This is a genomic window from Bacillus sp. 22475 (genome assembly GCF_052044835.1).
In the GTDB taxonomy this organism is placed as follows: domain Bacteria; phylum Bacillota; class Bacilli; order Bacillales; family Bacillaceae_G; genus Bacillus_A; species Bacillus_A cereus.
Genome location: NZ_JBQENW010000017.1, coordinates 37,905 through 57,722 on the forward strand (window position 1 = coordinate 37,905; position 19,818 = coordinate 57,722).

Here is a 19,818-nt window from a genome sequence, read left to right on the forward strand (position 1 = left end):
AAAATCGATGAAGATGGTGTATGAAATGGAAATGAAAGAGTTACTTACATTTAAAAAAATTATTGAAGAAGGAACGTTTTCACAAGCTGCTAAACAATTAAACTATGCACAATCAACAGTAACAACACATATAAAAAAGCTGGAAAATGAAATTGGTTTTCTGTTATTTGAAAGAGGATGGGATGCAAGATTAACAGAAGAAGGAAAACTTTTTGCAGAGGAAGTAGAAAACTTAGTAACACATTGGGAATATTCTATAACTCAAGCACAACGTATTAGCAATGAAGAGGAAGGGAGTTTGAGAATAGGTCTATTAGAATCCGTTGCTAAAAGGTTAATACCAATAATATTAAAGTTTTTAAATGCTGAAAAACCATATATACATTGTGATTTTGTAGTGGGAAATACAGCAATTTTATCAGAAATGATAGAACATAATAAGATTGATTTTGCGGTGTGCGGAAATAATGAAAATAAATCAAAGGTAAAATTCACCCCAATATGTGATGAACAGATTGAATTTATAGTGAATAATCCCGAGCATCCTTTGTTACAAAAAGAATCCGTTGAAGCATTTGATATTATAGATTATCCAGTTATTGTAGGAGAAAGTAATTGTTATTCGTATCAATCTGTAAGTTCTCTCCTAGCGAAAAATAATTTATCTTTTAAAAGAGTTTATAATTGTAGTGCTTTAAACCTCATTCCAGAAATGCTTTTTGAAAATGCGATAGGAATTATCCCGAAAGGTACAATTTTGAATGAAGAAATACTATCTTTTAAGATTAAGGACTTTAATTCTAAAATCCCGATTGGTATATTAATTTCTACTAAAAATAACAATTATTTAAGTCAAACGAAACAAAAAATTATCAACATCATTAAAGTAGCCCTATAATTATGCTAAAAAATTATAGGGCTATTTTCGATACGTACTTTTCTTTTAGCATTTCAGAGATTTTTGTAATAATAGGATTTATGTGAGTAGAAGGATTTCCTAACATTGCAGTGAATTTAAAATAGGAGTGTAGAATACTATATGGTTTAAGGAGGGTGAAACTTGAACTTAGGTAAGCCAATGGCTAAAGGAAATACAGCGGAAATTTATCTGTATGATAATAAGATTGTGAAGTTATTTAAAGAATATCTTCCAGGTACAGAGTCTATGAATGAAGCAAAAAAACAAAAATATGCTTATTCATGCGGGCTGCCAGTTCCAAACGTATTCGAAGTGATAAAGATACAAAATAGACAGGCAATTATTATGGAATATGTAAAAGGGGACAACATTGGTGATCTGCTGCTTAATAATTTAAATGAGGCAGAGCGTTATATCGGCCTTTGTGTTAATGAGCAAAAAAAGATCCATGCTATACATGTGAATACAGATGAAATGGAGTTAATGAGGGAAAGGTTAGAGCGTCAAATTAAATCTGTACATAAATTGGATGAAAAACAAAAGGAAAATATATTAAATAAGTTAGAAGCAATCAAATTTGAACATAGATTATGTCATGGGGATCTCCATCCATTTAATCTAATTCTCAGTAATAGTAATGTGAAAATTATAGATTGGGTAGATGCTACTTCAGGTGATATTCGTGCAGATGTATTTCGTACATATTTATTGTACGCTCAAGCTTCAGTAGAATTAGCTGAAATGTATTTACATATATATTGCAGAAATACGAGGTTATCAAGAAATGAGATCTTTCAATGGGCTCCTATTATTATTGCAGCTAGGTTAACTGAAAAGGTGTCAGCTAATAACATTGAATTACTAAATAAATTAATGATTCAGTAGTGTAATTAAATGAGTAAAATTATTAGATTTTGCTTACAAAAAATATAGTAGTAAAAAAAGGAGTCCGTTTTATGAAAACTGATGAATCGATTTCATTGACTACCGAATTTGAGAAATCTGCTCCTGCGCTACAACTTTCGAAATTACATAAGCGGTTCGGTGAATTTATTGCAGTCAATCATATTGATTTAACTATTCCAAGGGGATCTTTTTACGGAGTTGTTGGTCCTAATGGAGCAGGAAAAACTACATCTTTATCGATGGCTGTTGGTTTGTTACGACCGGATGGAGGGAACGCTAAAGTTTTTGGGATTGATGTTTGGGGTAATCCAAAACAAGCTAAAGCGCTGATTGGGGTATTACCAGATGGGTTGGCTTTACCGGAAAGACTTACTGGTCGTGAATTATTAACATATATGGGATTGTTAAGAGGAATGAATGCCAAGGAAGTTGCTCAGCGGACAGAAGAATTACTTGCAGTATTAGAGCTGAATAATACTGAGGGGACTTTAGTTATTAATTATTCTACTGGTATGCGTAAAAAACTCGGCCTTGCACTTGCACTTCTTCATGCGCCAAAATTACTCGTTCTCGATGAACCGTTTGAGGCAGTAGATCCCATTTCTGCAGCTACTATTAAAAAGATTTTACAGAAATTTGTTAGTTCAGGTGGTTCTGTAGTATTTTCTAGTCACGTCATGGCATTAGTTGAACAACTTTGTGATCACGTTGCGATTATTTCGCAAGGGGGAGTAATTTCATCTGGAAAGATGGAAGATGTTTGTGGTGAAGAAAAACTAGAGGATATTTTCATTCGATTAGTAGGTAAACCCGCCACTAAAGGAGGGGAATTGTCTTGGTTAATGTTTTAATTCAAATGAAGTTATCAATACTTAAACATTCAATGAATCGTGGCAGGGCAGTGTTATTTATTATGACAGGATTAGTTGGTTTGTTGCTAGCGATTGGAACTATTCTACTTTTTTCTTTTTATCCAACAGAACAAACTATATCAAAAAGCATTTTATATGTAACATTCGCTATTTGGACACTAGGGTGGATTATAGGTCCGATGCTTACTGGAGGAGACGGAATATTACGTCCTGAATATTTTGTGTTGCTTCCGCTCAATTCTTATAAACTAGCTAGGATGCTTCTCGGTGTAACTTTTATTGGAGTAGGCCCACTGGTTAGTTTTTTAGCTTTCATAGGATTATTAATCTATGCAGCTAGAATTAGTATATATGCAATTGTAGTTGCGGTCCCGGCAATTATTTTACAGTTAGTTTTTGTAGTGTTGTTATCAAAAGTAATAGTTAGTATTATGGGTGAGGCGATGAAATCAAGAGTCGGTATGGAAATGGGAGCGATGTTCATTGGTTTCATTATTGCATTTCTAAATGTGGGCTGGTATGCACTTCCTGTAATCAATAGAATAATATTTACTGATACCGTGCTACTTTACATGATGCCATCTAGTTGGACAATACTTGCTGTTGAGTACGCAAGTCAATCTAATTGGTTATTAACCAGTGTTTTCTTGAGTGCAATAACGATATTTTGTGGACTTCTTTTATTTATATGGACTACATTATTGACTAGAAGTACAGTGAGAGATTCTAAAAAAATCCAAAGTGAGATTACTAAAAAGCATTATAGAAAAGTTTTTAAAATCTTTTTTGAAACTAAAATAGGAGCGATCATAACTAAGGAGCTAAAATGTTGGGGGAAGGATCCACAACGAGGGCGTTTCTTGCGGATGGGAATATGGATAGGTGTATTTTATGGGATTATAGTTACAATTGCGGATATACCATACTTAATGCCTTGGGCGGGAGTAATTATGATTGTATTTACAAGTATGTTTGCTTGTAATTTATATGGTTTCGATGGAAGCGCGTTATGGTTAACGTTGGTGACACCTGGCGCAGAAAGGATTGACGTGCGTGGTCGTCAATTAGCTTGGTTGATAGCTATTGGTCCTGTAGCAATTTTAACTACAATAATTTTCACTTTTACTAGCGGACTTACTTTCGTTTATCCATGGGTATTTGCAGTAGTCCCAGCTTTACTTGGTGGGGCAGTCGGCCTTATTGTCTTATTTTCTGTAGTTAATTTAATTCCAATTACTGATCCACATCGCCGTGGAAGAGGAACGATAATATCTGGTGACGATATGAATGCGAGTAAAATGTTTATAACCACGTGGCTCATGCTGTTGATGGTGCAAGTAACAACGATACCCTCGTTACTAGTTGTATGGTTGGGGACATCATTACATATACAATTCATACAATGGTTAGGTGTACCGACTGGGGTTTGTACGGGAGTGTTTTTAGCATGGCTATTTGGGCGCATCGCTTACAAAAAACTTGAAAGAAATGGCCCTGAGTTGCTATTTGAAATGAAAAGTGGGGTGAAAATTAACAGTAATAATCACAAAAAGAAAATTCGCAATACAGAAATAGAATTACCGAAGAAAAAACTTGCCGTTGTTGTTCTTCTTGTGTTTATGGGAATCTTTTTCTTAGTGCACCAAAGTATAGTGCCGATTGTCTTTGAAATATTTGATGTGGATGAAAGAGTCCGTCTATTCTTTCTTCCGCGCTACCTTCCTCATATTGCCCGTATTCCAGTAAGTATCATTTTCGCTGTACTAGGTATAGTGTTTTTGTATAAAGCAATATTAATTAAGATACAGCACGCAAAAGAATCACAACTAATAAAAGATGATATGTAAAACATTCCTAATCAATTAAGTTTTTAGCGGATGTTGTTCAACTATAGTTACATAGTTAAACAACATTCGCTTTACATATTTATTAAGGAATAATTATTTTCAAGTTTTAATCTATAAAGATTCATTATCCGTACTTGTTCCTCCGTTAATTCTTCTTTATCCCAATACATATGCATTAAGCTATATTCAAAAATCTCCTTTAATTTAATAAATAATGGAAACTTGTCTATCATCTCTTTTGGTAGTTCATTTTCCTCTTGGTAGCCTTCAAATAGTGCTTTTGTAATAGAATACTCATAGTCAACGATATTCCCATTTCCAGCAAATGAATATTCTATCGCACTATAAATAGGAACGGCTAAATCGAATATGTAAAAATGTTTTTCGCAGTCTTGAAAATCTATCATTGTTAAGTTTGAATTATTTTCGACTAAAATGTTTTCTAACCATAAATCTCCGTGAATTAAGCCGTAATTTGAAGGAGATTTTTGTAGCTCTTTTATGGAAGTTAAAACGTCAGACGCAATTTCTCTTATTGTATTTTCTTCTTTAGGGATATATTTAAGAAAATTATATTCTTCATTTTCATACCAATCGTTTATATGTTTTACTGGTTTAATCTTTTCAAAGCTTTTAGATATACGATGTAATTTTCCAATTTGTTTACCAAGTTTTTTAAATATATTAGAATTCCATTCAGACCTTGGTAAATGTATACCAGGAGCAGCTTTATATAATACAGCAAAAATCTCCTTGTCTAATGGGAATTTTTCTACAAAGTTCCCTTGTAATGAAGGGATTATTGGTGGAACACCTAAACCATTTTGATATAAAAAATTTGTATATATAACTTCTTCTATCTGTTCTTCATATGTTTTGTAGTTTGTAATTCTACTGAAGTATGTACCTTGTTCTGTAAGACATTCATACATCTCATTTGTTATTGGCTTAATGTTAATAAAATTCAACGGATACTGTTCATTTATGAATTGAAGTATTTCTTTTTCTAGCTTGTTCATTGAAACGTCCTTTCCAAACCTTAATTTTTTAACTTGGGAATTAAAAGAATCTTATTTTATAAAATTCGTGTTTAATTTTTGAAATCCTTTAAAATGAAATATGATGTAAATTGACCTTTAATAATTAGTAAGGTGTTGCCAACATACTCATTAACGCTAAATTGAAAAATGAATAGAAGGTATGACAAAATGAGATAGATGAAAAAATAAAAATTAATACTTATATATAGATTATAAAGACTTTAGAGAAAGGCTCATGTTATAAAACACAAGAAATATCAAAAGAAAGAAACGCACTTCTCCTATACTTTTAAATAAGGAGTGAAGGAAATGAATGAACATATACAGCAGATGATTAATTGGATTGAGAGCAATTTAAAAAAGAGATTTTCATTAGATGAATTATCTCGTTACATGGGGTATTCTCCTTATTATTGCTCTTTTAAATTTCATCAAGTAACGGGTTTCAGTATTAGACGTTATATTCTTCTTAGAAGGTTGTATGTATCTACGGAAGATTTGAAGAATGGTAGGAAGATAATTGAGGTAGCGTTGGATTACGATTACTCTTCCCAAGAGGCTTATAGTAGAGCTTTCAAAAATGTTTTTGGAATGAATCCAAGAGAATACCAACTTAACAAAATGCCTATTCAATCATTTGTTAAACTAAATTTAAATAAAGAAGGGGCGTTTAATATGAATATTTCTAGAAAAATAGAGGTTGAACAGTTACGAGATAGGAAGAGTGAGCTATTTGATAAAGAGGTACTTAACATATTAAATGGTCAAGTTATGTATGAAGAATTTAAAAACGAAAAGCTAATGGGTGATTCTGATTATGCCCCATTTAATGAGGCAATGTGTGTGAACTCGGCTACTACTCAAGTTTTTAATGAAGAGTTTATTAAAACAAGAGCGAAAGGACATAACAGTTCAGTAGAAAGTTATATAAAAAAGGTTATAGATCCGTTAGAAAACCTTTTTACGAAAAAGTATAAATGTATTGTTCTATGGTTTGGTGAAGATATGTTTTGCCAAATGAACCTACTTACCATACTTTCTCACCTTGAACAGTCTGCTTATGAAGGGAAGGTATACTTAAATAGCTTTAGAGAGGATGAATTTAAAGTAAATCAAATTGAACTTGAATTGGGGAATTATTCTTCTATATACAATGAAGTATTAGTAAACCATAAAAAGACCTCTCATAAGGTACCACCTGTAATGTATCAGGCTATAGACTTATTTTTAGAAATGTTAACAGAAGATAATGCAGTAATGAAATTCATCTCTAAAAATAAAGATTTATCAACTCGTGAATTATTAATAAAGTTGTTTTATCTTTTTCCAACAATCGGATATGGAGATACTCAGTACATAGAGCTGATTAATAAAATAAAGAAGAAAGCTACACCCAAAATATAGGTGCAGCTTTCTTCTTATAATTGCTCAAGTAATTCTAATTCTTTTTCTACAAATAGCATTAGTTCTTTAATTGTTTCACCAGAAAAATCAAAACGAATACCGGCTGCATCATACACTTCTTTTATAGATTGCGAGCTTCCTAGTGATAATGCCTTTTTATAATTTTCTAGCGCTTGCTTAGGATCCTCTTTATATTGTTTATACATTTGTAATGCACCAAGTTGGGCGATCGCATATTCAATATAATAAAATGGTACTTCAAAAATATGGAGTACAGGTAGCCAACTCGTTGCTATCCAGTTTTCGTAGCCATCAATATGTATGACGCTAGACTGATAATGTTTTTGAAGTTGTAAGTATTGTTCATTTCTTTCTTCAGAAGTATGACTTGGATTTTCATACAGCCAGTGTTGAAATTGATCGACAATAAGCATAATAGGTAAATATGAAATAACATCTTTAAAGAAGTTAATTTTTGCTTGTTTTAAATCTTTTTTGTCTGTATAGAAGGTATCCCAATAATGAAGCGAGAATAACTCCATTGTCATACTGGCTAGCTCAGCTGTTTCAGCTGGAATTTCTATATACTGTCGTAATTTTAATGGTTTTATGAGTTCGTTATGAATACTATGACCCATTTCATGTATAAAAGTGACAATATCATCTTGTGTATAATTTAAGTTCATAAAAATATAAGATAATTGTGAAGCTGGTAAGTACTCACAAAAGCCACCAGCTGCTTTTCCTTTGCGGCTTGTTAAATCAAGACAATTGTGTTTATACATTCGGTTTAAAAGTGCTGAAAATTCAACATCTAGTTTATTAAAGATATGAGTGCTCTTTTCAATTAAATCATTTTCATTTGCAATAGGTTTAAGTACTTTTTGATCTGGAGTTACAGCTGATACATCCCACGGGCGAAGCGTATCAACTTGCAGTTTATCTTTTTTCTCTAGCAATAATTTATCTTTAAGAGGCACAACATACTTACGTATCGATTCAGCTAGTTCATAGCAATCTATCGCTGAATAATCAAAACGCTCGTATTTTTTGAACATATAATCGCGATAATTCTCTAGTTGAATATTTTTTGCTTTTTGATGGCGAATTTCAATTAATTGATTTAATATGTTTTGTAGTTCTTTTTCAACAGATAAAAATTGTTCAGAAATAATGGTTTTTGCCTTTTTACGGATGTCACGATTCGAATCTTGTAAATAGGATTGTAATTCTGTTATCGTTTTTTCTTCTCCGTCCCAAATTCCACTTAATCCTCCAGTGATTTCAAAGTACTCTGTGACTAATTTGTCTTCCTGTATTTCTAATTCGATATTTTCCTCACAAAATAACTTTTGAGCATTTTTTATTCTTGTATCTAATAAACCATATACGTTAGAATCTAATTCCATTCGAAAAGGTGACTCTAAATATTTATTATCCAATAAATTTTGGTACCGCTTTAAAAGTGGCTTTACAAATTGTTGATCATGTTCAAAAGTATCCTTTATTTCTTCATCATCCGTATTACATTGAAAGGCGATGTAATGTGATCTTAATTGTTCTTCGATGTCCCAAATTACTTTTGACTGCTCTTTTAACCAATTTTCAAGGTCTAGTTTTGAAAAAATCATTTTATTTAATAAAGTCGAAAGAGTTTTTTCCAATTGTAGTACATTACTAATATCAATCGTATTTACACGTTGCATTATATATCCCTCACTTTTTATTTATTCATAGAGATATTCTATTTATTAATTGTAATTTCCTTGTTAAGTTGGGGAAATGTGAAATAATGTTAAATTTAATAATTAAAGAAGGTATTTATATGTCAAAGTAAAAAGTTTATCGTAAATGAAAATATATGGAGGGGTGCTACATGAGAAAGAGAAAGAAGTTACTTGTGTTTTTATTTCCACTTGCTTTATTGTGTGCTTGTGAGCCTGAAATGGAAGAATCTAAAAGTGAAGATTCTATAGTTATGGGTATTGCTACAGCCGCGGTAAAGGAGGAATCTTTTTTTAGTGCTGCTATAAGAGATGAAAAAGAAAGAATATTAGATTTAGAGATTGCTGATAGCGAAGATAGTAACGAAATAAAAAATGATATTAATAAAAGATTGGTGATACAAGGTGTAACGTCTTATAAAATCAATATAACTCAAAGAAATAGAGAAGTTGTAAAGGCAGAGAGTAGATGGAATCAAGTTTTTGGACATATATTTGATGACGTATTCAGAAAAAATGGATATGAAGGGTTTGGTATTCAGCAAATAAATTATAAAAAGAATCAACCTGTTACCATTGATATAAAAACTAAGATTAGCGATGATGAAGTAGGGGCGAGAGAACTTGGACAGAAAATAGAAAAAGAAGTTGAAGGTGTACTTAAAACAGAAGCAGTAAAGAAATGGATTGAAAATGATTCATATGCTATTGGGATTTACGATATAGATGATCGGAAAATTAACTAATTGAGGAATGAATGCTATATGAATGAAAAATCGATATAATTAAATATAGAATTACTGAAGGAGGTGTAAGATGTATAAGTATTTAAATATTTTAAACGACATAGAAAATATGATTCAAAATGGAGAAATAAGAGAAGGAAAGAAATTACCGTCTATACGGTCACTCGTTACGCAATATGAATGTAATAAGGCAACAGTTATACGTGCGCTTCATGAATTAGAAAAGCGTCACATTATATATTCTGTCCCTCAAAGTGGATACTACGTTGTTAAAAAATCAGAGAATACTATAGAAAATAACGAGATAATTGATTTTGCTTCCTCAGCACCAGATCCAGATGTTTTTCCGTATTTAGATTTTCAACATTGTATTAATAAGGCTATTGATACGTATAAAAATGATTTATTTGTATATGGAACGCCGAAAGGGTTACCATCTTTAATACCAGTTATTCAAAAACAACTAGCAAATTATCAAGTCTTTACAAAAGAAGAAAATATTTTTATAACATCAGGTGTTCAGCAGGCACTTGCTATATTAACTTCTATACCATTTCCGAATGGAAATGAAACCATATTAATTGAACAGCCAACATATCATCTATATATTGATTATCTAGAAATAAATAAAGTTCCTGTAATCGGTATTAAACGTTCGAATGAAGGTATCGATTTGAATGAATTGGAGCAAATATTTCAAACTGGAAAAATAAAATTCTTTTATACGATACCGAGATATCATCATCCGCTTGGAACTTCTTATTCTAAAGAGGAGAAAGAAAAAATCGCACTATTGGCTAAGAAATACAATGTATTTATAGTGGAAGATGATTATTTAGCAGATTTAGAAACTGATTCAAAAGCAGATCCGTTATATAGCTTGGATAATTGTAGTCATGTCATATATTTGAAAAGTTATTCGAAGATTATTTTTCCAGGTTTACGGGTTGGAGTTGCAGTCATCCCACCATCCATTGCAAATGCTTTCTATACATACAAAAAGATACTAGATATTGATAGTCCGATGATTTCTCAAGCTGCTTTAGAAATTTATATAAAGAGCGGTATGTTTGAACGTCATAAAAGTAAAATTAATTCTTCCTACTACAATAGATCAATAAAACTAGCAAAAACATTAGAAAAAGTGCAAAATGAAAATCCATCATTATTTACATATAATAGACAAAACACATTTGGAATACACACTTGTTTAGAAATGCAGAAAAACACAGTTACAGACACACTTATACAAAAATTAGGTGACATTCAAATAAGTGTCGATACTATTGATAAGAATTATATGAGGAATTTTCCTAAAGAAAAACTGTTAAAGTTAAATATTTCGAATGTAAAAGAAGATAAGATTGAAGAAGGTATTCGTAAAATAATTGAGGAAATCAAGCAATCAAGACAGTTGAATTTTCAGTTTAGAAAAGAATAATTTGAATTAGGAGGTTTGTTGTGATTACATATTATAAAAAAGAGGATCAATGTATAGCAGTTGCTAAGTATTCAAAAGGTATTATCGTAGATCAAAATAACGAACCTATATTTAATGTGAAAATATATGAAGATTCAATTGAAAGTAAGGAACGCAGTATTTCAAATGCACAAGGTGAATTTGAAATACTAGATGGGGTTTGTGGTGAGATTGTTTTACAATACGTTACTCCTGATGGAGAAATCTATACGAGAAAATATGATAGGAAGTAAATACCAGAAGTAATAAAGCTGAATTATAAAAATAAAAGTGAATAAGGTGAAAACATTACGGAGAAAAGTAGCAGTTGTGGCCGGAGCAATTATATATGTAATTGGATAATTATATATTTTTTAAGAGCACTCTTCAAAGAGTGCTCTTTTTCATCAATGTAAATATTTACTTATCATCTTTTTAAAGTGATTTTTATCATAATTTACATATTGCATAACTGTATTTCGTATTGGGTCTCCTGCGTAAAATCTTTCGTACAATTCGTGTCTAGATCCTAAGGGGCTTCCGATGATATCCCAGGCTAACTTAAATAATTTTGTGCGTTGTTCGGCATCTATATTCGTTCCTTTAAAGTACTTTTTCAATAAATCAGCTATAGGACTCTGGAAGTCATTCGAGCTCGAAGGAAGTTGAATGAACCCACCTGCTCCAATTAATTGTAAAATTTCTATTGCACGGGGATAATATTTGGAACCAAGATTCCTTGCAGTTTCGATATATTTAAAATTCGGCAAATAAGTTTTCGTTTCATTTGTAGTACCTTCAACTTCAGCAGCAATTAAAAGTGCGCGAATTGTTTCGATTTGCATAATTAATTCCCCAAGCTTCTCTTGAACATGCAAATAAGTAGTAGCACCGATTGCTTCAGCAATTTCACAAGCAATTGCAGTTATAAATTCTAATTTTACTACTAATCGTACAATTGCTTGATGATAAGCTAAACTACTAGAAGCTATATCTGACTTTAATGTCCATAATGCTTCAGGGTTGTTATACAGTAAGACACGTTCCCATGGTACAAATACATTATCAAAGATTAATAGTGCATCCATTTCATCGTACTGTGAGCTAAGAGGGGAATCAACTGTACTTGAGTTTGCATTCGCAAATGGTTCTCTACAAACCATATGTAATCCAGGGGAATTGGCTGCCACAATGAGAAAGTGAGCTAAATCTTTTTGAGTATCAGTAAGTTTTGCTAATGGATAGATTAATAAATCATTTGAATAAGGAGAAGCAGTACCTATCATTTTTGCACCATTTAAATAAATTCCATCAGAAGTTTCCTTCGTAACTCTTAGTAACCCTAAATTTTTTTCATTCAATATTAATTCTGTAGAACGATTTATTTGTGGGTCACGTTGAACTACACTTAAGAACAAGTGATTATCTCTTGCTTTTTCATAATAAGATGTAATTTTATCTGGAAACTGTGCATCGAATTTTTTATAAAAATATCTTGATACGTACCAGCCAGTAAGTCTCGATCTTGCATAATCAGATAATCTACTCATTACACCGTCTGTAGCATAACTCCACGTTTCAAATGCAGTTCTTCTCATTAATAATTCATTATAGGAATTCGGAACTAAAAATGCTGTATGAACAAATTCTTTCGTTTTTGGGCTCACATATCCAATAGAATTTCTTCGTATGGGGTCATCAAACAATGTAAATAAATTAGAAATGGTACTTAATGTTCCTGCAAAATGTTTGTCTGTAGTTACATCTATTTTTTGTCCATAGAGCCAAACGTTACGACCATCTTGTAAGCTCTTTATATAGTGATTCTTCAAATTTTGCATATTTCCTCCTTTTAAAGACTACTCATATATTTGTACATCTTTTAATGGTGGGGAATATACGTGGAAAGTTATTACTGCTGAATCTGTAGCATTATACATTTTATGCACAGTATCTTTTTTTACTGTGAAAATATCTCCCTCTGTAAACTCTTCAATCCGCTCGCTATTATTTTCGTACGTTATATTTTGTAGCGTACCATTGACTATTAGTATACATCCTACAGATATTCCGTGATCGTGCACAAAAGTCTTTGCTTTGCTGGGGAAATTTAATACTAAAATCTCTAAAAATTCAGACTGATAGATAACGTTCCTTCCGTATTCAAGATTAACTGGTGAAGTAATAAAAGGAGATATTTTATGAAGTGAAATATTTAATGATTGAATAGCGTGTATTAAATTGACCGTATCGTAGTTACATAGGTTATTAAACGTTTTTTGTATGTTATGAATCAATTGCATGTAAAACTTCCTCCTAAGCATGTACAGTAAAAGAAAACCAAATCTAATATTATATAGTGCGTATTGAATTACATAATATTGTATTGAAACATTTCCAAGAAGTGACTTCTTTTACTTAGGAAGTTTATTCAATTTGAAAATTGTGGTAATTCGTTCCGTTAAAATGATATGCTTGAACTATATATTTTTTATCCCGTTAAATCCCGACTGGTGAGGGCTGATAATCAGTGGAGGATGAACAAAACCCCCACTGATTAAAGTTTCACTTTATTGGAAAGGTGATGAAATAAATGGCAGTTCTTTTAGTGGATAATCTATATCAAATGTCTATTGTTTTACTGATCTTATGTTCATTTTGTTTTTATAGATATTTAAAGAAAATAAAAAGGGAAAGAAAGCTTACAGGTTTTGAAATTACGATGTATATCGTGACGCAACTTGCGTATTTCATTTGGGCGGCAACGACTTTTCTTAAAATGTTATCAGAATAGTAATCTTAAAGTATTAGACGCTGAACAGAAATGTACAGGAGCATTAAAGGTATAAACGTGGGCAAGGGTAATTTATCATCTATTAGGTAAATAAATTTAGTCGAAATCTAGACGGATAACAATATTACTTATAACATCTTTATAAAAAGAGAGGATATAAATGGAACAATATAAGTTAATTTTAAAAGGGCCTAAACAACTTGAGTGGGAAACAAATGAAATTATGTCCATACAGGATGATGAAGTTATCGTTAAAACAATCGCAGGAGCGATAAGCATTGGGGCCGAGTTACCACAGTATAATGGATCCGATGTTACAGATACGAATCCTTTTTATCCAAGAAAAACTGGATATGAAAGTTATGGTGAAGTGATTCAAGTTGGTAATAAAGTAACACATGTAAACGTAGGCGATAAAGTAGTTTCTTTTTATGGACATGAAACGATAGGGATAGTTAAGGGTTATAAAGTAATTCGAGTGCCTAGTTCTATACAACCTAAAGTTGCTTTATTATGTATTCTTTCGTGTGATGCCGCTAAAGGAGTATTGAAACTAAACCCGCGACAGGATGAAAAAGTACTTGTAACTGGAATGGGAGTTATTGGTTTACTCGCTTGTTATTTCTTAAAATACTATGTAGGCGTTGAGCACGTGGATGTTGTTGAGCCTAATAAAAATAGAAGAGATTTTGCAAAGAATTTTGGTGCGAAAAACATATATGATTTAGAAGAGAAAATAATAGAAACATATAATTATGGTTTCGAATGTTCTGCTACAAATAGTGGGTTCCATACTTTGCAAAAAGCTCTTAAAACTAATAGTGAAATATGTATACTGTCTGATGGTAATATAGAAGAACTAACATTAACCGCCAACTTTTATCAGAAAGAATTGCAAATCATTGGATCAAGTGACGGATACGATTATCAAAAACATGCAGATTGTTTTTTTTAAGAAATAGGACAAACACCATTTATAGAAGGGATCTTTCAACATGAAATACATTATACTTCACTCATACAATGCTTTGATGAATTGAGTTTAGGGATAATTAAACCATTAAAAGTATATGTTTCATATGAATAACGAAAAAAATGAGAAAATATTTGTCACATACCTTACAAATGTTTCGTCACATTTATGATTACTAAATGAGGAGGAACATATATGAAAATATTTGTAGCAGGTGCAACTGGTGTAATAGGACGTTCTTTATTGCCAATGTTAATAAAAAATGGGCATACGGTTTTTGCGATGATTCGTAATACTTCGCAAGTAGAAGCAATGAAAAGGGTGGGTGCCATACCAGTAATAGCTGATGTATTTAATAGAGAGGCTGTATTTTCTGTATTAGAAGAAACAAATCCCGATGTAGTTATTCATCAATTAACGTCATTGTCATCATGGAATTTTGAGGATAATGCAAAAATTAGAACAAAAGGCACTCGTAACCTTGTCGATGCCGCTAAAAATGTAGGAGTAAAGAAAATAATCGCTCAAAGTATTTCATGGGCGTATGAACCAGGGGATACATTTGCGACCGAAAAAGATTCACTACATATTACTGCTTCTATGCCCCGGCAAGTTACTGTTAATGGCATATTGAAATTAGAAGAAGCTGTTAATGAGTTGCCTGAATCGGTTATACTTCGTTACGGTACGCTATACGGACCAGGAACATGGTATGCGGAAAACGGCTTCATTGCAAATCAAGTTCTTAATAATGAAATTACTGCAACAGATGGGATAAGTTCGTTTATACATGTCAAGGATGCTGCAAGAGCTACTATGCTAGCTCTTAATTGGCCTTCAGGAATCGTAAATATTGTAGATAATGATCCAGCAACTAGTAAAGAATGGCTACCAATATATGCAGCAGCGATAGGAGCACCTAAGCCTAAAGTTCAAGATGGGAAAAATAGTTGGGAAAGAGGAGCTTCAAATAATAAGGCACGTAAAGAGTATGGATGGACACCTTTATTTCCATCATGGTGTGAAGGGTTTAACAACTTAATAGGTAAGTAAAATAGACCTTTAATGGGAATGATAGTAATATTCACCATTAAAGGATTGGACTATTATGAACATAATTTGGGAAAGTATTATATTAACTCTTACTGGAATAATTGTTTTAAAAATGACAGGTAGTACATCTGTCAGCCAAATGACAAGAGCTGAGATAATTATAGTTGTATCAATTGGCCGCATTATTGTAGAACCTGTATTAAGTAGAAAAGTAGTCCCATCTGTATTTGTAGCTATCATATTTGCGAGCATACTACTTATCATTCATTTCTTTGAATTGAAATCAAGGAAGGTGGAACAATTTCTAAATGGAAGTAGCATTATAATTGTTGAAAACGGAGAGATTGTAAAAGAGAATTTGATGCAGGCAAAAATGTCGGAACAACAACTATATATGCAATTAAGAGAAAAAGGAATTCATGATTTGAAGATTTTACAAAAAGTTACAGCTGAACCGAATGGGCGTATTGGTTATCAACTAATAGAGAAAGCTCAACCAATAACTTTAGAAGTGTTAGAAAAAGTAATAAATCAGTACAATACAAAAAGATAATTTCTTTCGAGAAAAGCCAATACTACAAAACGGAAGTATTGGCTTTTTTATTTTTTTACAAACGTAGGGATTAATAAAATAGGGTGGATTTTAAACCAATCATTATAATAGATGTAGACTTATAATTATGCTATATTCAATGGACCTAAAGTGAATGTGGTAAAAAATTAATTTGGCATAGGTAGCCGCAGTGTAAAAGTTGATAAGTTTTTAATGTGATACTAAAAATGAGATGAAAACAAGGAGATAGAAACATAATGGAATTTTGGGAATCAAGTTTTATTGAGAAACAAACAATGTGGGGATTTGAGCCTACAGAATATGCAATTTTGACAAAAGATTTTTTTCTAGAAAAGAACATTAAGGACATATTAGTTCCCGGTATTGGATATGGTAGAAACGCAAAGGTATTTATCGAAAATAGTATAAATGTAACAGGTATTGAAATTTCGAAAACAGCGATCGATTTAGCAAGAGAAAACGGACTAGAAGATGTTAGTATGTATCACGGTTCAGTAAACGAAATGCCTTTTGATAATAAACTGTATGATGGGATATTTAGTCATGCACTTCTTCATTTGTTGAATGAACAGGAAAGAGAGAAATTTATTGAAGATTGTTATAATCAGTTAAAACCAGGCGGATATATGGTTTTTACAACTGTTTCTAAAAAAGCTCCCATGTACGGAAAAGGAAAACAGTTGGATAAACATTATTATGAGATAATGGAAGGTGTAAAAATGTTCTTCTATGATTCTGAATCTATAAAAAAAGATTTTAATCAATATGGATTAGTACAAGTTTCGGAAATTGATGAACCAAATAAGAACATGGCAAATAAACCTTCAATCAATTTCTTAATGATAAAATGTAAGAAAGAACGATAACTAAAAGTTATTAAGAATGATTAAAGATGTTTATATATTGATTATGCACAAATAAAAAGGACAAGCATATAATAGAAATACCTTTTAACTTTAAGTAACCTTAACTTTCGTTAATAGGGTATCTCAAAATCCCCAAAAGAGCACTTGCGGAAACAAGTGCTCTTTTATTTGGAATTTTAAACCATAAATATTGAATAAAATGTTAAACTGAAAAGAGCACTTGTTTTAATTAAGAGTGTAGTATATGAATGGAGTGTTATTGAATGCAAACAAGAAAAGCCTATCTATATGTATTTGACACGATGTCTGATTGGGAGTACGGACATTTAATTGCTGAACTTAATACAGGGAGATATTTCAAAAAAGATGTAGCGCCTTTTAAAGTAGTAACAGTTGGAATAAATAAAGAAACGATTATTTCAATGGGGGGCTTGAATATAAAGCCGGATATTTCCCTAGATGAATGTATCCTTGAGAGTAACGATCTATTAATTTTACCTGGAGGGAATACTTGGAGTGAAGAAATACATAAACCTATTTTGAAAACAGTTGGTGAAGCTTTAAAACTTGGTACAATTGTAGCGGCAATTTGCGGTGCAACTATAGGTCTTGCAAATTACGGTTACTTAAATTCTAGAAAGCATACAAGTAATAGTTTAGATTATATGAAAATGGTTTGTCCTAATTATAATGGAGAAAAATTTTATGAAATGGGACCTGTAGCATCCAGTGGAAATCTTATTACTGCATCGGGTGTAGCCCCGCTAGAATTTGCAATGGAAGTACTGAAAAAATTAGATGTATTTGCGCCGGATACACTTCATTCATGGTATAAATTGAATGAGACTCATGAAGCAGAATATTTCTTCCAGTTAATGAATTCAATTAATAGCTGAGTAGTATGTCGAATGAAAATTATATTTTAGATGATGCGAAAACTAATAACAAAATAATTTTATGAAAATAACAGGTAAGGGTATTCCTATGAATATATGAGGAAATATCCTTACTTTTTATAGTATTATTTCTGAATGACAAATGTAATGGCATTTGTTTTTAATTGAATGTGTCTTTCATTACGAACTATATTATAAGCTAATTCTTTTATTTCAACTTTTACTTCTTTCCATCCTTTATAAATGTTTTTTAATAGACGTATCAGTTCTTCGGTTGGGAGATTAATTTCAATTAAAGCTTCTAATTCTTCATTCGTTTTTAAATCAATTTCTTGTATGTTAGAGTTAATAATCAAACAATTAATACCGCCGTTTTTTGTCCCTTTTTTCATAGAATGAAGCACATTTTTAAAATCTTTTTCTGATTTGACATGTTCTAAACTTGATACTGCAACGATATAATCATAAGCGTTAGAGTCAATATGATAGTTTTCAATTGCTGCTTGTTCTGTTTTTATAACCTCGAATACATCATGTTCTTTGCTATAAATTTGTAGCTTTGTTAAAGCGGAATCAAGTAAATCAACACATGTAACCGTGCCGCTAGTATTTTTTATTTTTTTTGCAATTGGAATGCTATTTCTCCCAACGCCAGAGCCAAGGTCAAGTACTTGCAAGTTGTTTTGTCCGTCAAAGTGGTTCATCAAGTCCATAACCGTTTTAACTGGTTTGAAAAGCCAAGAGCCAGCTTCAAACAGTTTATATTGTTCATAGCAAAGATCGTGATAGTTCTTTTCTTCTTGTCTTATGTAATTGATACGATTCATATTGTTTCAGCTTCAATATTTTTATTGCAAAATGAATAGGTGGGGCAGCCTTTAACATTTGTTTGAATTCGAAAAATACCACCAGCATGTGGATACTCTTTTAATTCGTCATCCGTCATTCTTGTTCTGGCTGTTGTAACATATAAATCAGTTAAGTTAGAACCACCAAATGTACATGATGTTACATATAACGCAGGAATTGGAATACTTAATATTTGTTCTCTAGTAGAGGGATTCCATCTAGTTATTTTTGAACCTCCCCAATGTGCAATCCATAAACAACCTTCTTCGTCAATTGTCATACCATCAGGTAGACCATCATTTTCAGAGAAAATGATTACATCACTTGGATTATGAATTTCTCCAGTACGTATATTATATTGATATCGAACCACTTTTTTAGTAGGTGTATCTATAAAGTAAAGGTATGTATGATCAGGTGACCAAGCGATTCCGTTTGAAGTATTTACATGTGAAACTTTTTTCTCTACACTCAAATTATTATGTAAACAATATAAGGAACCTGCAGCATTCATACCGTATGTATCTGTAGTACCTGCCCAGAAACGACCAGCGGGATCACATTTTCCATCATTAAAACGATTTTCTATTAAATGAGGTTCGGGGTCAAAAATATGTGTCAGTTTTTCTGTATTTACATTAATAGAATAAAAGCCGTTTTCCATAGCTAAGAGTAATATGTCCTCTAAATATGGAACAACACAGCCAATTTGTTGATTGAGAGCGATTACTCGGTTCGTATTGGTAGTAGGATTATATATGCATAATTTTTTCTCCATAATATCAACCCAATATAAAAGTTGCTTTTTTTCATTCCAACATGGTCCTTCAGCTAAACTCGCTTTAACATTTAAAACTAAGTCTATATTACTGAACAAGATGTTCACCTCGCGTTAT

At 31.8% G+C, this 19,818-nt stretch carries 19 protein-coding genes and 1 pseudogene; 14 read left to right on the top strand and 6 right to left on the bottom strand.

What is annotated here, in order from left to right; genetic code table 11:
* Window positions 1-25: 25 nt before the first annotated feature.
* The 4 genes from ACTJJY_RS22260 to ACTJJY_RS22275 all read left to right on the top strand — a co-directional run bounded on the left by ACTJJY_RS22260 (window position 26) and on the right by ACTJJY_RS22275 (window position 4,544).
* Window positions 26-898 carry a LysR family transcriptional regulator gene (locus tag ACTJJY_RS22260; protein WP_440606556.1) on the top strand — a complete coding sequence of 291 codons (873 nt, stop codon included), beginning with the start codon at window positions 26-28 and terminating at the stop codon, window positions 896-898.
* Window positions 899-1,060: 162 nt separating this feature from the next.
* Window positions 1,061-1,804 (top strand): aminoglycoside phosphotransferase family protein, encoded by a 744-nt coding sequence (locus ACTJJY_RS22265; RefSeq protein WP_440606557.1) that lies wholly within the window; start codon window positions 1,061-1,063, stop codon window positions 1,802-1,804.
* Window positions 1,805-1,875: 71 nt separating this feature from the next.
* A complete protein-coding gene (locus ACTJJY_RS22270; RefSeq protein WP_440606558.1) occupies window positions 1,876-2,676 on the top strand; it encodes an ABC transporter ATP-binding protein in 801 nt (266 codons plus the stop codon).
* Window positions 2,661-4,544 carry a hypothetical protein gene (locus ACTJJY_RS22275; RefSeq protein ID WP_440606559.1) on the top strand — a complete coding sequence of 628 codons (1,884 nt, stop codon included), beginning with the start codon at window positions 2,661-2,663 and terminating at the stop codon, window positions 4,542-4,544. Before ACTJJY_RS22270 ends, ACTJJY_RS22275 begins: the two co-directional genes overlap by 16 nt.
* Window positions 4,545-4,615: 71 nt before the next feature.
* Here ACTJJY_RS22275 and ACTJJY_RS22280 read toward each other — a convergent pair whose 3' ends face one another.
* Complete coding sequence (locus ACTJJY_RS22280) at window positions 4,616-5,563, bottom strand: phosphotransferase enzyme family protein (protein WP_440606560.1); 948 nt, start codon at window positions 5,561-5,563, stop codon at window positions 4,616-4,618.
* Window positions 5,564-5,893: 330 nt separating this feature from the next.
* Between ACTJJY_RS22280 and ACTJJY_RS22285 the strand changes: the two genes are divergently transcribed.
* Window positions 5,894-6,988, top strand: a complete 1,095-nt coding sequence (locus ACTJJY_RS22285; RefSeq protein ID WP_440606561.1) for a helix-turn-helix domain-containing protein — start codon at window positions 5,894-5,896, stop codon at window positions 6,986-6,988.
* Window positions 6,989-7,002: 14 nt separating this feature from the next.
* Here ACTJJY_RS22285 and ACTJJY_RS22290 read toward each other — a convergent pair whose 3' ends face one another.
* Window positions 7,003-8,694 (bottom strand): M3 family oligoendopeptidase, encoded by a 1,692-nt coding sequence (locus tag ACTJJY_RS22290; protein WP_440606562.1) that lies wholly within the window; start codon window positions 8,692-8,694, stop codon window positions 7,003-7,005.
* Between the two features lie 170 nt (window positions 8,695-8,864).
* On the opposite strand from ACTJJY_RS22290, the gene ACTJJY_RS22295 reads away from it, so the two are divergent.
* From ACTJJY_RS22295 to ACTJJY_RS22305, 3 genes are all read left to right on the top strand, one after another.
* Complete coding sequence (locus ACTJJY_RS22295) at window positions 8,865-9,458, top strand: DUF4030 domain-containing protein (protein ID WP_440606563.1); 594 nt, start codon at window positions 8,865-8,867, stop codon at window positions 9,456-9,458.
* Window positions 9,459-9,528: 70 nt separating this feature from the next.
* Entirely contained in the window at window positions 9,529-10,899 is a 1,371-nt protein-coding gene (locus ACTJJY_RS22300; RefSeq protein WP_440606564.1) for a PLP-dependent aminotransferase family protein, read from the top strand.
* Window positions 10,900-10,904: 5 nt separating this feature from the next.
* Window positions 10,905-11,171, top strand: a complete 267-nt coding sequence (locus ACTJJY_RS22305) for a carboxypeptidase regulatory-like domain-containing protein (RefSeq protein WP_440606598.1) — start codon at window positions 10,905-10,907, stop codon at window positions 11,169-11,171.
* Between the two features lie 153 nt (window positions 11,172-11,324).
* Here the strand turns inward: ACTJJY_RS22305 and ACTJJY_RS22310 are convergent, their stop codons facing one another.
* Complete coding sequence (locus ACTJJY_RS22310) at window positions 11,325-12,758, bottom strand: 4-hydroxyphenylacetate 3-hydroxylase family protein (protein WP_440606565.1); 1,434 nt, start codon at window positions 12,756-12,758, stop codon at window positions 11,325-11,327.
* Between the two features lie 18 nt (window positions 12,759-12,776).
* Window positions 12,777-13,220 carry a cysteine dioxygenase gene (locus ACTJJY_RS22315; RefSeq protein ID WP_440606566.1) on the bottom strand — a complete coding sequence of 148 codons (444 nt, stop codon included), beginning with the start codon at window positions 13,218-13,220 and terminating at the stop codon, window positions 12,777-12,779.
* A gap of 290 nt (window positions 13,221-13,510) precedes the next feature.
* Between ACTJJY_RS22315 and ACTJJY_RS22320 the strand changes: the two genes are divergently transcribed.
* The 6 genes and pseudogenes from ACTJJY_RS22320 to ACTJJY_RS22345 all read left to right on the top strand — a co-directional run bounded on the left by ACTJJY_RS22320 (window position 13,511) and on the right by ACTJJY_RS22345 (window position 18,073).
* Window positions 13,511-13,711 (top strand): hypothetical protein, encoded by a 201-nt coding sequence (locus ACTJJY_RS22320; protein ID WP_000279689.1) that lies wholly within the window; start codon window positions 13,511-13,513, stop codon window positions 13,709-13,711.
* Window positions 13,712-13,871: 160 nt separating this feature from the next.
* A pseudogene (locus tag ACTJJY_RS22325) lies at window positions 13,872-14,798 on the top strand (zinc-dependent alcohol dehydrogenase).
* A gap of 81 nt (window positions 14,799-14,879) precedes the next feature.
* Window positions 14,880-15,737 (top strand): NAD-dependent epimerase/dehydratase family protein, encoded by an 858-nt coding sequence (locus ACTJJY_RS22330; RefSeq protein ID WP_440606567.1) that lies wholly within the window; start codon window positions 14,880-14,882, stop codon window positions 15,735-15,737.
* A gap of 55 nt (window positions 15,738-15,792) precedes the next feature.
* Entirely contained in the window at window positions 15,793-16,290 is a 498-nt protein-coding gene (locus ACTJJY_RS22335; protein ID WP_440606568.1) for a DUF421 domain-containing protein, read from the top strand.
* 257 nt (window positions 16,291-16,547) lie between these two features.
* Window positions 16,548-17,177, top strand: coding sequence for a class I SAM-dependent methyltransferase (locus ACTJJY_RS22340; RefSeq protein WP_440606569.1), 630 nt, complete (start codon window positions 16,548-16,550; stop codon window positions 17,175-17,177).
* Window positions 17,178-17,440: 263 nt separating this feature from the next.
* Window positions 17,441-18,073 carry a type 1 glutamine amidotransferase family protein gene (locus ACTJJY_RS22345; protein ID WP_440606570.1) on the top strand — a complete coding sequence of 211 codons (633 nt, stop codon included), beginning with the start codon at window positions 17,441-17,443 and terminating at the stop codon, window positions 18,071-18,073.
* Window positions 18,074-18,198: 125 nt separating this feature from the next.
* Here the strand turns inward: ACTJJY_RS22345 and ACTJJY_RS22350 are convergent, their stop codons facing one another.
* Window positions 18,199-18,900 (bottom strand): class I SAM-dependent methyltransferase, encoded by a 702-nt coding sequence (locus tag ACTJJY_RS22350; RefSeq protein ID WP_440606571.1) that lies wholly within the window; start codon window positions 18,898-18,900, stop codon window positions 18,199-18,201.
* Window positions 18,897-19,799 (bottom strand): SMP-30/gluconolactonase/LRE family protein, encoded by a 903-nt coding sequence (locus tag ACTJJY_RS22355; RefSeq protein WP_440606572.1) that lies wholly within the window; start codon window positions 19,797-19,799, stop codon window positions 18,897-18,899. The genes ACTJJY_RS22350 and ACTJJY_RS22355 overlap by 4 nt, the downstream gene beginning before the upstream one ends.
* Window positions 19,800-19,818 lie beyond the last annotated feature (19 nt).

What these genes read in the sequence shown, in the direction of transcription:
- ACTJJY_RS22295 (WP_440606563.1), top strand. Translation starts at nt 8,865, where the DNA reads ATGAGAAAGAGAAAGAAGTTACTTGTGTTTTTATTTCCACTTGCTTTA.
- ACTJJY_RS22340 (WP_440606569.1), top strand. Translation starts at nt 16,548, where the DNA reads ATGGAATTTTGGGAATCAAGTTTTATTGAGAAACAAACAATGTGGGGA.
- ACTJJY_RS22270 (WP_440606558.1), top strand. Translation starts at nt 1,876, where the DNA reads ATGAAAACTGATGAATCGATTTCATTGACTACCGAATTTGAGAAATCT.
- ACTJJY_RS22345 (WP_440606570.1), top strand. Translation starts at nt 17,441, where the DNA reads ATGCAAACAAGAAAAGCCTATCTATATGTATTTGACACGATGTCTGAT.
- ACTJJY_RS22290 (WP_440606562.1), bottom strand. Translation starts at nt 8,694, where the DNA reads ATGCAACGTGTAAATACGATTGATATTAGTAATGTACTACAATTGGAA.
- ACTJJY_RS22335 (WP_440606568.1), top strand. Translation starts at nt 15,793, where the DNA reads ATGAACATAATTTGGGAAAGTATTATATTAACTCTTACTGGAATAATT.
- ACTJJY_RS22320 (WP_000279689.1), top strand. Translation starts at nt 13,511, where the DNA reads ATGGCAGTTCTTTTAGTGGATAATCTATATCAAATGTCTATTGTTTTA.
- ACTJJY_RS22315 (WP_440606566.1), bottom strand. Translation starts at nt 13,220, where the DNA reads ATGCAATTGATTCATAACATACAAAAAACGTTTAATAACCTATGTAAC.
- ACTJJY_RS22310 (WP_440606565.1), bottom strand. Translation starts at nt 12,758, where the DNA reads ATGCAAAATTTGAAGAATCACTATATAAAGAGCTTACAAGATGGTCGT.
- ACTJJY_RS22300 (WP_440606564.1), top strand. Translation starts at nt 9,529, where the DNA reads ATGTATAAGTATTTAAATATTTTAAACGACATAGAAAATATGATTCAA.
- ACTJJY_RS22285 (WP_440606561.1), top strand. Translation starts at nt 5,894, where the DNA reads ATGAATGAACATATACAGCAGATGATTAATTGGATTGAGAGCAATTTA.
- ACTJJY_RS22260 (WP_440606556.1), top strand. Translation starts at nt 26, where the DNA reads ATGGAAATGAAAGAGTTACTTACATTTAAAAAAATTATTGAAGAAGGA.
- ACTJJY_RS22280 (WP_440606560.1), bottom strand. Translation starts at nt 5,563, where the DNA reads ATGAACAAGCTAGAAAAAGAAATACTTCAATTCATAAATGAACAGTAT.
- ACTJJY_RS22350 (WP_440606571.1), bottom strand. Translation starts at nt 18,900, where the DNA reads ATGAATCGTATCAATTACATAAGACAAGAAGAAAAGAACTATCACGAT.
- ACTJJY_RS22330 (WP_440606567.1), top strand. Translation starts at nt 14,880, where the DNA reads ATGAAAATATTTGTAGCAGGTGCAACTGGTGTAATAGGACGTTCTTTA.